This is a genomic window from Pirellula sp. SH-Sr6A, from assembly GCF_001610875.1.
In the GTDB taxonomy this organism is placed as follows: Bacteria; Planctomycetota; Planctomycetia; order Pirellulales; family Pirellulaceae; genus JBKCUI01.
The window spans coordinates 461,878-475,706 of record NZ_CP011272.1 but is presented as its reverse complement, the minus strand read 5'-3'; the positions used below and the strand labels follow the sequence as shown (position 1 = coordinate 475,706).

The 13,829-nt window shown below is 54.5% G+C and carries 9 protein-coding genes; 6 read left to right on the top strand and 3 right to left on the bottom strand.

The genetic code is table 11. The annotated features are described in order from the left end of the window. Positions 1–32 precede the first annotated feature (32 nt). From VN12_RS01560 to katG, 3 genes are all read left to right on the top strand, one after another. On the top strand, positions 33–1,730 hold the full coding sequence (locus tag VN12_RS01560) for a sulfatase-like hydrolase/transferase (protein ID WP_146675183.1): 1,698 nt from the start codon (positions 33–35) through the stop codon (positions 1,728–1,730). Positions 1,731–2,353: 623 nt separating this feature from the next. After that, complete coding sequence (locus tag VN12_RS01555) at positions 2,354–3,898, top strand: mechanosensitive ion channel domain-containing protein (protein ID WP_146675182.1); 1,545 nt, start codon at positions 2,354–2,356, stop codon at positions 3,896–3,898. Positions 3,899–4,056: 158 nt separating this feature from the next. Further along, positions 4,057–6,567 (top strand): catalase/peroxidase HPI, encoded by a 2,511-nt coding sequence (gene katG / locus VN12_RS01550; RefSeq protein WP_146675181.1) that lies wholly within the window; start codon positions 4,057–4,059, stop codon positions 6,565–6,567. A 155-nt stretch (positions 6,568–6,722) separates the two neighbouring features. Here the strand turns inward: katG and VN12_RS01545 are convergent, their stop codons facing one another. Together VN12_RS01545 and VN12_RS01540 are read right to left on the bottom strand one after the other, a co-directional pair. Next, entirely contained in the window at positions 6,723–7,964 is a 1,242-nt protein-coding gene (locus tag VN12_RS01545) for a rhomboid family intramembrane serine protease (protein ID WP_146675180.1), read from the bottom strand. 142 nt (positions 7,965–8,106) lie between these two features. Continuing rightward, the gene (locus VN12_RS01540; RefSeq protein ID WP_146675179.1) at positions 8,107–8,388 is read right to left on the bottom strand and encodes a hypothetical protein; all 282 of its coding nucleotides are present in this window, start codon (positions 8,386–8,388) and stop codon (positions 8,107–8,109) included. 197 nt (positions 8,389–8,585) lie between these two features. Here VN12_RS01540 and VN12_RS01535 point away from each other — a divergent pair, with 197 nt between their 5' ends. Continuing rightward, positions 8,586–9,821, top strand: coding sequence for an acyltransferase family protein (locus VN12_RS01535; RefSeq protein WP_146675178.1), 1,236 nt, complete (start codon positions 8,586–8,588; stop codon positions 9,819–9,821). On the opposite strand, the gene VN12_RS01530 is transcribed toward VN12_RS01535, so the two are convergent. Further along, entirely contained in the window at positions 9,818–10,159 is a 342-nt protein-coding gene (locus VN12_RS01530) for a hypothetical protein (protein WP_146675177.1), read from the bottom strand. The two genes, VN12_RS01535 and VN12_RS01530, sit on opposite strands and share 4 nt — an antisense overlap. Before the next feature lie 323 nt (positions 10,160–10,482). Between VN12_RS01530 and VN12_RS01525 the strand changes: the two genes are divergently transcribed. Then, positions 10,483–11,907 carry a MotA/TolQ/ExbB proton channel family protein gene (locus VN12_RS01525; protein WP_146675176.1) on the top strand — a complete coding sequence of 475 codons (1,425 nt, stop codon included), beginning with the start codon at positions 10,483–10,485 and terminating at the stop codon, positions 11,905–11,907. Further along, positions 11,904–13,820 (top strand): hypothetical protein, encoded by a 1,917-nt coding sequence (locus tag VN12_RS01520; RefSeq protein ID WP_146675175.1) that lies wholly within the window; start codon positions 11,904–11,906, stop codon positions 13,818–13,820. The genes VN12_RS01525 and VN12_RS01520 overlap by 4 nt, the downstream gene beginning before the upstream one ends. Positions 13,821–13,829 lie beyond the last annotated feature (9 nt).

The window sequence follows — 13,829 nt, the reverse complement described above, 5'->3', positions numbered from 1 at the left end:
ACTGGTCCCTCTCCTTGAAAGGACGTTTTCCTGTGCGAAGCTTTCTGTTCCCAGCCGTCTTGTCAGTGACCTGCGCTCTGCTTTATGTCGCGATACTCCCTGTTGCCATCGGGAGTACGCCGGATGGGGCCGATGGAAAGCGCCCAAACATTTTGCTGCTCCTAAGCGACGATCACAGCTATCCCTATCTGAGCTGTTATGGTGATCACAATGTGAAGACGCCTAATATCGATCGCCTTGCAAAAGAGGGATTTGCATCGCACCGATTCTTTACCGCATGTCCTCAATGCGTTCCATCGCGGGCGGCTCTCATGACGGGCAAGTCGCCGGTGGCAGCCCGCATGACACGCTTCTCGTCACCTTTACCTGCCGATCAAATCACCTTGCCGGAAATCCTGCGCGAGCAAGGGGGATACTACACGGGGATCTGTGGCAGGTCCTATCATCTCGATGGGTCGGTAGGCCGAGGAAACGATGTCGCGGATACGATTCTGCGCGAAAACAATTTGAGAACATTCGAAAATCGAGTTCAGTTCCTTCAAGGCTGTCGCGATGAAGCGGTTCCTGGAGTCGTTGAAGAGTTTCTCGATGGCCGTCCTGAAGACCAACCATTTTTTCTATGGGCCAATTTCAGCGATCCGCATCACGTGTGGGATGCTCCCCAGTCGTGGCGACCCGATCCAAAGGACTTGAGTCTGCCGGCGCACTGGCCGGACATTCCCGAGATGCGCGAGCAGTTTGCTGATTACTGCGCGGAGGTGAATCGATTGGACGATACGGTTGGCAAAGTATTGGCGGTCATGGAAAATCGGGAGTTGCTCGATAACACCATCGTCGTGTTCCTGGGTGATAACGGTGCTGCTCTACCCCACGGCAAAGGTTCCCTGTACGATCCGGGATCCAATGTCCCCTGCATCATCCATGGGCCTGGAATCGCGAAATCGACGGAGTCCAGGAATCTGCTCAGCGGTGAGGATGTTGCCCCTACTTTGCTGGAGGCTGCGGGGCTCTCCATTCCGAAATCGATGACGGGTGTCAGCTTTTGGTCGCTCGTCACGGGAGCCGATTATCAGTCGCGGCCTTATGTGTATATCGAACGTGGACCGCACGGTTCTGCTTCCGTCTCTGTGAATATGTCTTCCAGTGGTTACGACTTGGGACGAGCGGTGCGAAGCGATCGGTTCAAGTTCATTTACAACTGCACCCCTTGGTTACCCTATTCCCCGGTCGATTCGGCATCGGGACCAGCTTGGACCGCAATGAAAAAACAGAATGAGGAAGGGACTTTGGCGGATCAGTGGAAAGCGGCCTACTTCACAGTCCCTCGCCCTGTTTATGAACTTTATGACTTGGAGTCCGATTCCTCTGAACTCCACAATCTCGCTGGGAAGCCTGAATTTGCCGAGTTGGAAGACCAACTCCGCCGAGCGCTCACCGAAAAGATGATTCTCGACTTCGACTACTTGCCGCTACCAGAGCCTTATTCCGAAGCCACACGTCGAACGAAGCAGCCATCGGGGCGAGCGCAAGGCTCGGAGGTCGATCCGGCTCGCGTGACTCGTTTTCACGCGTTGGATCGGGACGAAGATGGAAAACTCTCGCCCGTTGAATTCCGTGTGAATCGCAATCCCGAGGAAGCAGCACGGTGGTTTAGCCAACGAGACGCCAATCAAGATGGCTATGTCGATCTTCGCGAATTCGCACCGCGTTCACCGATTAGCCGACCTTAGCGACACTCCTGCTATCGTGTCGAGCAAGGTCGATGCCCGGTTGCCTAACCGGCTCCCCTGCCATATCCGAATCCTTCATTCGACTCACATCGAGGATCGTTATTACGAGCCATGCTTTGCTCGGTGCAGCAATATGTCATGCTTCGATGGGGTTTCTCGCCCCTTTGGTGGAAGAATCCGGTAACTCCGTAATCAGTCCCGACTTCTTTTGCTTGAAGGTGCCTCCTTTTCCTCATCATTTTCCCTCCGCGTTTCTCCGCAATCTCCGCGGTTAATCCCTCTCATCCCGCTGGTCCAGAGCTCAACCCCGAGCTCATCGCTCTCGCTGTTATCGATTAGAAATCGCGATTCTTCTAGCGTTTTAAAGCACAAAGAGATTTTGCAAAATCATTTTCCTGACTCCAGGAACGTTAGTTGCTTTTACGTTTGCTCGCCGTCGTTTCGATTGATTCGTACCGCCGCCCCCGCTGGGGGAAGCGATGGAAAGAATCTTCCTCCATCCGATTGGGACATTACGGCAGTGTTGTTCGGTCAGCGACCCGATTGGTTCCTGATAAACCAGATTGTTTCATGGTGCGTCATCCGCCCTTCGCGGAGGCTTGAATGGAAAAGAGGTAGTCGGAGTGCGACATCATCGAGGGCTGGTCGGGAATTTTTGCCAAGCATTGTTTGTTGTTATGCTTTTTGGGTTGGCGGTGCATCGAGAGGGGTGGAGTTTGCGACTCGCAGCGCAGGATCCGCCTGCAGTGGAAGAATCGGCACCGGCAAAGCCGGAAGACAAGGGAGAGGAGAAGCTGGCTGCACCGGTCAAGGTGGAAGTGGAACCGATTGCAGAGGACCGTCAGATCGAGCGACGGTTGCTTCGGATCCTCACTGCCACCGAATGGTTCACCGAGCCGGATGTTCGTGTCGACGAGGGAGTCGTGTTTCTTGCTGGGATGGCGAGGCGCGAAGAGCACAAAAACTGGGCTTCGGAGCTCGCGCAGAAAACCCAGGATGTCGTCGCAGTCGTCAATCGAATGAGTGTTCAAGCGTCTCCGCTATGGGACCTTCGGCCCGCATGGCGAGAAGCCGAGGATTTGGGACGCAATCTTATCCGTTCCGTCCCCTTAATGCTCCTTGCTCTCGGCTTGATTCTGCTGACATGGTTGTTAGCTGGAATCTCTCACCGTCTGGCGAGATTCACCTTTGACTCCAAGCTCAGGAGTCCGCTGCTGGCTGAGGTCGCTGCCAGGGGGATAACTTTACTGGTCTTCGTTATCGGATTGTATGTTTCACTGCGCATATCGGGATTGACTCAAATCGCAGCAACCTTGTTGGGTGGTACCGGATTGATAGGGCTTATCATCGGTATCGCATTTCGCGACATTGCAGAGAACTTTCTCGCCAGTGTCCTCATCAGCGTGCAGCGCCCGTTCTCACTTGGTGATCTCATCGAAGTCGGTGCGAATATGGGGTTCGTTCAGAGCGTCACCATGCGCGGTACCTTGATGATGACATTGGAAGGCAATCATTTGCAGATTCCGAACTCCATTGTTTATAAGAGCATCATTCGCAATTTAACGTCCAATCCGAATGTTCGGCTGCAGATCGACATCGGCATTGGGTACGACGATTCCATCAGCAATGTCCAGCAAGTCATCTTGAAGGTACTGCAGGAGCACGAAGCGGTCTTGGACAATCCCGAGCCCATGGTCTTGGCCGATACGTTCGGCACGTCCTCCGTCAATCTTCGCTGCTACGCGTGGATCGATACGTCCAAGCACAGCGGCCTTCGCGTTCGTTCTTCTCTCTTGCGGTTGATTAAACAGGCCATTCAAGACGAGGGGGTCTCGATTCCGGATGGCGCGCGTGAAGTGATCTTCCCGCGTGAGATTCCCATTAGGATCCTGGATCCTCAACCGGCCGTTGCCCATGAAACCAAAGCGGCCACCATGCTCTACGATGGTTCGTCCACCGCGTCCGCAAAACCAATTGTTGCACCGACTGCGAATAGCGACGATGAACGGCGAGAGGCCGCAACGGAGGCGGAAGCGGGATTGGTGAGCGAAGCGGAAGAGATCAAAGAGCAGGCCCGTAACGCGAGAAAACCGGAGGGGGGAGAAAATATTCTGGCCACGGAGGTTGAAACTCCAGACGACGAGGGTGTTGACGAAAAGAAACAATAACCAGCTTCCTGCCGTCGTCCTGGCATTCGGAAAACGAATCCGTCGCATGCACGTTCGTCATTGGACTCTCGCAGGAAACAGGTCTATCGTGCATTGTCGCGTTACAATCGACTCAGTGATGTTTTCCTTCCAATCCGACTCAGAAATAGAGGATTTCCATGCGCAGCTTCACCGCGAATTTACGAATGAAAAGTGGGAAGAAACTCTCCACTCCACGAGTGCGTCGCCGCCGTTTGAGCGTCTTGCGATCCCTGCTCTGGGGAACGCTGGCGATCGGTTCGGCGAGTTTATCCGGCACGGTAATCCTGGCTCAATCCCATGATAGTCCGGTACCTGCGGCGGCGGCCCCGCACGTTGGAGGGCCCGGTGTGGGGCATGGAGCAGGTCATGGCGCAGCCGGTGGGAAGTGCCCGGTGACCGGCGCATTCCAGTCCTTTGCTGCCTTGGCGAAATCCGTTCAGCAGGACGATTCCGGTATCGAAGGCACCGTCGGTTCGATGAGCAATGGTGATTGGTGGCCCGATCAACTCAACCTAAAAATCTTGCATCAGAATTCCCCGATGGGGAACCCCATGGGAGAAAGCTTTAATTACGCCGAGGAGTTTAAGAAGCTTGATCTCGCTGCGGTGAAGAAGGATATCGCGGCACTGATGACGCAATCACAGGATTGGTGGCCCGCCGATTACGGGCATTATGGACCGTTGTTTATCCGAATGGCTTGGCACAGCGCCGGTACCTACCGCGTTCAAGATGGCCGAGGCGGGGCAGGATACGGAACCCAGCGATTTGCTCCGCTCAATAGTTGGCCTGACAACGCGAACTTGGACAAGGCACGCAGGTTGCTCTGGCCGATCAAGCAGAAATATGGGAAGCGGATCTCCTGGGCGGATCTTATGGTCTTGACCGGCAACGTCGCACTGGAATCGATGGGCTTCAAAACCTTCGGATTCGCAGGTGGACGAGCCGACGTGTGGGAACCCCAAGAAGACATTTACTGGGGCCCGGAAAGCGAATGGCTCGGTGACAAACGTTACACCGGAGATCGCGACCTGGAGAATCCCTTGGCTGCGGTGCAAATGGGACTCATCTACGTCAATCCAGAAGGCCCTAATGGAAAGCCCGATCCAATCGCGGCAGCCCGCGACATTCGAGAGACATTTGCCCGCATGGCCATGAATGATGAAGAAACGGTCGCTCTCATCGCAGGAGGTCACACGTTTGGCAAGGCACACGGTGCCGCGTCGCCAGAGGGAAATGTCGGCCCCGAGCCAGAAGGGGCTTCCATTGAGGAGCAGGGACTCGGCTGGAAGAACAAGCTGGGGAAAGGGAACGCGGGTGACACGATTACCAGTGGTCTCGAGGGCGCGTGGACCACTACCCCTACCGAATGGTCCAACGGATATTTCGAAAACCTGTTCGGATACGAATGGGAACTGACCAAGAGTCCCGCCGGCGCAGCGCAGTGGAAACCCAAAGGGGATGCGGGGAAGGGAACGGTTCCCGATGCGCATGACCCGAAGAAGTCGCACGCACCGATCATGTTCACGACCGACCTAGCACTCCGCATGGATCCCATCTATGCGAAAATCTCGAAACGGTTTCATGACAACCCGAAGGAGTTTGAGTTGGCCTTCGCGAAAGCTTGGTACAAGCTGACACATCGCGATATGGGGCCCGTCGCTCGATGCCTGGGACCCGAAGTTCCCGAACCTCAAATTTGGCAAGATCCCATTCCCGCCGTCGATCATGAACTGGTCGGCGAGCAAGACATTGCATCGCTCAAGTCTCAAATCGTGAAGTCCGGTTTACCCATCTCGCAGTTGGTCGCGACTGCGTGGGCTTCCGCATCCACTTTCCGAGGGACCGACAAACGGGGCGGAGCCAACGGTGGTCGTATTCGTCTGCAACCTCAAAAGGACTGGGCAGTCAACGAGCCTGCCGAATTGAAGACAACTCTGACTGTTCTCGAAAAGATTCAGAAAGAATTCAACGGAGCTCAGCGAGGTGGAAAGAAGATATCCATGGCGGATTTGATTGTCCTCGCAGGATGTGCTGGAGTGGAGGAAGCTGCCAAGAGAGCGGGAACGCCTGTCCAAGTTCCCTTCGAGCCTGGTCGCGCAGATACCACGCAGGAGTTGACCGATACTGCCTCCTTCAAGCCCCTCGAGCCAACCGTCGATGGCTTCCGAAATTACAAGCACCCCAAGCACAAGCGACCTGCCGAGCAATACTTGGTGGATCGGGCTCATATGCTGACGTTGTCTGCCCCCGAGATGACAGCTTTGGTCGGAGGGCTCCGAGTGCTCGGAGCGAACACGGGGAATACCAAGCTCGGTGTATTCACCGAAAAGCCGGAGACTTTGACCAATGACTTTTTCGTCCACCTGCTGGATCAAGAAACCGAGTGGAAGAAGTCAGGCGATTCGGAAGAGGTGTTCGAAGGGAAAGACCGAAAGTCAGGCAAGGTCAAGTGGACTGGTACGCGTGTCGATTTGGTCTTCGGTTCGAATTCCCAGTTGAGGGCCATTTCGGAAGTGTATGCGAGCGGCGACGGAAAAGAAAAATTCGTGAAGGATTTCGTTGCGGCTTGGAACAAAGTGATGCACCTGGATCGCTTCGATTTGGATCCGTCGCTTCGGCAAGCGGCAAAGAAAGTAGCCTCCAACTAGCGAATGGGTGCGGCCAGTTACGGGTGGCGTCCGCGGGATCGGCCATCGGATAGTCCTGCAGTCGAAATTGCTTCGACTGCAGGCATGGGCTAGGGCACTCGGTCCAATGCGGAACAAGGAGCTGCACCATAGTCTCGCAATTATTTGGAAAGTATCTAGTTGGAAAATTCGACCACGCCGGCGTCGATCAATTTCTGAGCGTGGTTCGCGAGCTGGCGTATTTCATCCAATTCTTTAGAACTTAATTGGCTTCGATCTATTCCTCGCATGAAACGCAAAGCGTGGCGAGGCCGTTGCTCCTTGAGCCACATCTTGATGAGCAGCTTCTGCATGGCCGTTCGATGTGTCTCGAACGAGTCGATATGCAGTGACATTAGCGGCGCCACAGCCTCGTACTTGCGTTCCTTCAGTAGCCCGTGGATAGTCGCATACAGGTCTTCTTGATTCCAAGTGATTCCGGGATTGGACAGGGTTATCTTCTCCTGGAGTTTCGCCGCGAGCTCATAGGAGCCCGAGTCGATCGCAGCTCGAACTTGGTCACGAAATTGAACTGCCCGCTTCTCGGGTGGCAAACCATTTTGCAATGCCTTTTGGGTAGCAATTCGATCGGAATTGGATTGTTTAGCACTGGCGGCACGCTCGCGAGCCATTTCCATGGCGACTCGATTCTTAGCAATCCTAGAATTCGCACCTGTGGCGCCGGAAAGATAGGAGAAGATATCCCATCCCTCGCAATCCACTTGCCCCGCTCTTACCATCCAGAGAGCGAAGGGTAAAGCGACGATGAATCCTACGATGTGGAACAACTCCGAACTTACTTGAAAGCCGCCGAGACCAAAAAAGAGAGCTTCCTTCGCGACGAAGAGTGCGCCGAATACCAGAATCGAAATCTCCAGGGTCCCTCCCGCTCTCCCTAGCAGCCAAATGACTTCGAATTCGTTCGCAGGAGCCCATGCAATACAAAAAGCCAAGAGCCCGAAGATGACGCCGGATGCTCCCAACGAAATTCCCTCCCACGCAAAGACAATCGAACTCAACTGCGCGACCATCCCGAAAACCGTGCCGACGATCGCATAGAGACTCAGAAATCGGACAAGACCAATCTTCCCCTCGACGATCAAGCCGAATGACCAAAGGAAGATCATGTTGCCGATCAAGTGAATCCAGTCAGCATGAAGGAAATTGCATGTAAACCATTGCCAAGGTTGGAACGCTCCGAATTCCAGCGCGAGCCTATCGACCCAATAGAATGACTCTTCGAAGGCCTCTGGAGAGTCCATTGCACCCATGGAAGGTAGATTGCAGAACAATAAGAAGCACCCGAGATTCGCAGCGATTAATCCAACGGTTCCAATCGGGTAATGATAGATGGGTGCATCGGTAGATACCGGTATCATGGGTCGGGCAACTCACGCAATCACGAACGAAGATGATGAAACGGAGACCCGAATTATAATCGGAATGACTCAGTAGGGTTCCATCACAATGTGTTCATGTAGAGAAAGTCTGTGTCTCCCTCCAGGAAATCCATTTCCGTCATCAGATAGAAGAATAGCGAACGGAACCCAAATTCTCCCACTCCTGCGTCTCGTCGTTCCATCGTACTGCAACTTGGCTGGGGGACTCTTGGTGGGAGATTTCGATGACCCAGGCTCCCGATTGATTTTTGGGAACCATCAAAAAATCCGCGACGGAGCCTGTGTGCTGAACCTTGGAGTCCGACGTGTCACAGTAGGGTCGGCTAAAGTTCAAGATGCTAAGGCTTCCGCCCCTCTGATTCGCTAGTTCTTCCCCAATCTGCTCTTCAATCGTTCGTTTCATTCGAAGTTTGGGAAGGGTTCGAGTAAGGGCGGCGCCTTAGCGTAGAGATTTACGCTTTCCGTTCTTATATCACGCATCCCGACCTTCAACCCTGTGGATTACCGAATCCCTCCGGAAAACTGGAAACAAATTCGAGTCCCTCCCCTGCACAATCCTTGCAATCTCGGTGGTATCATTCGCGGACTAGGACTGAATCTATGCCAAACGACGACATTGCGAGAAACGAAGACATTACGAAAGGCTTAGCCAATCACCAACCTGAGGTTAGAACCCACCGCCTCCAATCTCTCGATGCGTTTCGAGGGATGGTCGTCCTGATGATGGCGTCCGGTGGAATGGGCCTGGCGAACGTGGCATCCTCGTTTCCGCAATCCTCGTGGATGCAATGGGTCGGACGACAAACAGAACACGCAACGTGGCGAGGTTGCACCCTGTGGGATCTCATTCAGCCCGCCTTTATGTTCATGGTGGGCGTTGCGTTGCCGTGGTCTCTTCAGAAGAGGAGAGCGAGTGGGGATCGATTTGCCCGGCTCCTTTGCCATGCTCTATGGCGATCGCTGTTGCTCGTGTTGATTGCGATTTTTCTCACGTCGGCCTGGAGTTCCCAAACCGAATGGGTCTTTACGAATGTCCTTACCCAGATCGGTCTTGGATACCCCATCCTGTTTCTGCTGGGATTCGCCCCGGATCGCGCGGTCTGGGGAATGACGCTCGGGATTCTCGGAGCGACTTGGGTGGCATTTGCGATCTTCCCAATTCCATCACCTGATTTTGCATGGGAGAAGGTCGGTATTCCGGAGACTTGGAATTTTCTCACCGGCTTCGAATCGCATTGGGAAAAGAATGCCAACATCGCAGCTTGGTTTGATCGCTGGTTTTTGAACCTGTTTCCGCGCGCGAAACCTTTTGAATTCAGCAGCGGTGGGTATCAGACGCTGAACTTTGTTCCTTCCATTGCAACAATGGCGTTCGGGATGCTGTGCGGTCGAGCGTTGCTCCCTCCCGCGAACGTGGGCCGTGCGGCAGGTGCAATCGCATGCTTTGGTGTTGTCGGCATCGTCATGGGCGTCGCGCTCGATTACTTCGGAATCTGCCCGATGGTCAAGCGGATTTGGACCCCTAGCTTCGCTTTTACCAGCTCTGGAGCGGTCGCGCTTGCACTCTCGTTTTTCGTCCTGGTTATCGATCTTGCGAAATGGAGACGTTGGGCATTTGTGTTCGTCGTTGCTGGGATGAATCCCTTGACGCTCTATTGTCTTTGGCAATTGAGCAGTGGATTTATCCGAAAGCAAACAGCGATTCACCTAGGCGCCTCGTTTTTCCATTCTCTCGGGGAGGTATGGAAACCTGCCTTAGAACGCGGGTGGGTCCTACTCGTTCTGTGGTGCATCGTCGCATGGATGTACCAACGCAAGATCTTTTTAAGGCTCTAGCGGTATCGGCGGGTAGTCAGGATGTCCCATGCGTACCATTCCGCAAAAAGCAGGAGCACCGGAACAACTGCGAGCATGAACTGCATGATCTGATTCGAGCCAGGAAACTCCGGCAGCTTTGTTTCCAATCCCTTGGCGAGGGCGAACACCATTCCGGTATTCATCATGCACAGAATCGTGCTCACCAACGCGATCCCGAGAATGTACCCCCCCAGCTTCCAAACGGCTTTTCGGTCTTGCGCCGAGCTCATCGATTCGTCGTTTACCATCTCGGTTATCCCCTTTGCGTTGCCATGATAGAGAATTCGAGTGGCTGGTACCAGTCGCCGCACGAGCATTACCCTGCTCCTGACTTGATGGAAAAGTCGAGCAACTCACCGAAATCGAGGGGAGAGGCATCATTCGACTGATTCGACCGCTACAGATTGCCAAACTTTCCAGGCTTCGGCTAACCCTCCCTTCGCCCTCCTGCCGATGCAACAGACGGATGATCGCACAGCTAGTTGGGATTGCATGCATTCCCGGTGCGGACATTTGGCTTGCCTCGATCCTTGGCGATTGATACAAGACCCAGACGGCTCCGAAGGAACAGCAATCCTTCGATTCGTTCTACCCGAAGGCAGGGACTCCCGTGTTCAAGCGATTACGTCAAAACGTGGCCATGTTTCAAGCACCTATGATCTCGTGCACCGTGATCGGGAGTTTGATTTGTTTGGGGTATTACGGCGTATTGCGAATAGGTGATGAACGACTGGCGTTGTTAAAGCGCTACTCTACCTGCCATGAGGTGGCGTACGTTACCGTCGAGTTGTTCTTCATCGCGGCATGCGTATTGACCTACAAATGCTTAGAGGTCTTCAAACAGCAGCGATTGCAACGCCAAAACGCAATCGCGGTCGATGAAATGAAGTTGGCGAGATCGGACGAAGACATCGAGGGCTATCTCGATCAACTCCTCTGGCTCGAGGCGGCTTGGAAGTCGCAATCTCGCTCTTTGTATTCCAGTTGGTTTGGACAGCGAATACGCGATTTTCTGCAAACTCAATTACTCCGCAAATCCTTGGAGCAAAGCGACGAGACGAAACTAAAGCTTTCGGAACGTGACGCAGACCTCCAGCATGATAGCTACGCATTGTTGCGCATCTTGGCTTGGGCGATGCCGATGCTCGGATTTTTGGGAACCGTTCTCGGTCTCTCGACCACCCTCGGACAGATGGATGCCTCCGCGCTCGCGAGCGGTTCGCAAGAGGCGATGAACGATATTACCCAAGGTCTTTACGTGGCATTCGATACAACTGCCGTGGGTTTGGTGCTCACGATGGTTGTCATTTTTGCCCAGTACATGGTCGGTAAACAAGAACTCCAAGTTCTCCAGCACATCAACAACCTGTCGGACGATCTGCTCGGTAATACCTTGGTGATTCGATCGCAAAATCACGATTTCACCAAGGTGGAGTCGGCCGTGGAAGCCGTTACGGCCTCGGTGCTGAAATCGGTCGAAAAGCTGGTTAAGAAGCAGTCGGCCCTCTGGCAGGAGGCGTTGCAGCAAGCGGAAGAGAGATGGAAGCTGGCGACCGTTGGCACCAGTGACGCCGTCCAGCAATCGTTGCTGCCTGCCATTTCCATGGCGATGGAAAGCCTGGTCTCCCCGCTTCAAGAACACCAAGAACGGATCGCAAAACTTCACGCGGAAGGTGCGACACTCGTCGATCATCGGATCCAGCAGTGGCAAGTTACGATCTCGGACCAAGCTAGATCGATGGTCGAGCAACAATCCGAAATGCGCAAGCAGACAGACCTTCTGCGTGGATTGATCGAAAAGGCGGAGTTGGTGAAGTCGATGGAAACACCTCTTCAAGCAACGCTGCAACGCCTTACCGATGTCGACCGATTTCATGACGCCGCGGTTTGTCTCGCCGAAGCGGTCGCGGTACTTGGCACTCAAATGGAACGATACGGCTACCTGGGGCGACAGCCTGTGCGTCGTCGATCGAGTGCAGAAGATGCATCTCCCGCAACACCTGTATCGCAAGCCCATTCCGACGAGACACCGATTTCCATTCCTTTCCCGAGGAAAGCAGGATGAGCGGTCGAAAACGCCGCGGCGACCAATTAGCGCCAGCCCTGTTTCCTTTCATGGCTGTTCTCCTTTGCTTGATTGGTGCTCTCGTCCTGATCTTGTCGATCACGGTCACCAACTCGCATGCTTCGGCTCGCAAAGATGCAGAATTGGCGTTCGCGGAAATGGAGGGTCAGGAAAACCTAGCCGAGTCCGTATCCGAAGGGCTCTTGGAGACGCGAGAAGCCTCCAAAGAGGAACTCGAGAAGCGCCGCGAAGCCTTGCAGTACATCGAAGACCATTTGCGCCGCCTCCAGGAAGAGTACGCGGAGATTCGAAGCAAGCTTCGGCGGCTGGAGTCGAACGAGTTGACGGTCCAAAGTGAAAGCGATGCGCTGCAAAACCAATCGGATGCTCTGAAGAAGCAAATCGATGCGAAAAAAGCAGAACTGGCTGCTCAGGTGGAGGCGTTAAAAAGGAAGAAACCTGCCTTCGCCATCATCCCCTATTCCGGCCGAAATGGGACATCGCGACGGCCGATCTATTTGGAATGCCGGGCTGATGGGGTGGTCATCCAACCCGAAGGTGTCCTGATTGCCCCCAAAGACATGTTCCCACCAGGGCCGAGCAACCCGCTCGCATCCGCTCTCCGAATGCTCCGTAATCGTTATGAAGAGTCAGATCGGGCGCAGGGACTGGCGTCTCAGCCACCCTATCCCCTATTGATGGTCCGCCCTGATGGGGTGGAGACCTACGCGGTCGCACGCAAGGCGATTGAAAGTTGGGATGACCAATTTGGCTACGAACTGATCAATGCGGATATGGAACTGGCGTTCCCCCCGAGCGTTCCCGGTACGAAGGAGATGCTCGAGCAAGTCGTCGAATCGTCGAAACAACGGCAGAAAGCTCTGCTCGCCGCCAATCCTAAACTCGCGCGAGAATACGCCATGGCGATGGATAGCTGGCAAGATTTCGATCAAGAACCATCAGACGTGAGTTTGGGGGCAGGCGGGGGAGCCGGTGGAGGGAACAGCTCACTCAATCTGCGGCCTATCGAAGATGCACAAAACTGGAGTATGGTGCAGCCCTTAGTCAATGGATCATCTCCTACGTCCACATCGAGCAGCACCGCCCAACAACCATCCGCTATGGGATCGGCTCATCTTCCAAACGCAGCGGTTGGGGCCGCGAGTAGCGGCGCCCTTGCCGCCATGCAGAGTGGGTCTATTCCGAGCTCCTCATTTGAACAATCGGTTGCACCCAACGGGCAGAGCGATCCCAAGGCAACCAATCAGTCGGGTACTGCGGAAGGGTCCGAGGGCGGTCAAGCCTCCAACACACCACCTCCAACATCCAGTTTGGCGGTGACGAACCAATCTGCCGGCAGTTCCAGCTCTCAACAGAACACATCATCCATGGGGGGCGGAGGGGCTCCTACGACCGGCAGCATGACTCAACCGGTCGATGCGGTGAATCCGGAACAGGGGCAGACGCCGCCCGCTGTACCCTCGGCTTCCATTCAATTAGGCGAGTCGAATCAAAAGTACGTCAAGCCCGAAGGGGACTTGAAACCCATTTCGGTGGGGGCCGGAAAGAATTGGGCCCAAGCGAAGGCAGAAGGAAAAGCGACGCCTGTTTCACGAACCATTCAAATTGTCGCAATCAACAGCAAGTGGCTTATTCGCTCCGAACAGAATCCAAACCAATTCGAGCGGATCATCCTATTGGCAAATGGGCCAAAGCAGGTGTCCGATGAGTTGGCGGAAGCGATCCGAGATCGCGTCGACTCGTGGGGCCTTTCGCTACCAGGTGGGTACTGGGTGCCGATGGTGGTCGTGGAATCGGCTAGCGACGCGCAAACCAGCGTAGGTCGCCTCGAACGATTGCTCGAAGGAAGCGGCGTCGATTTGCGCGTCGTTCCCCTGACCATTCCCAAATAGAGGACAACG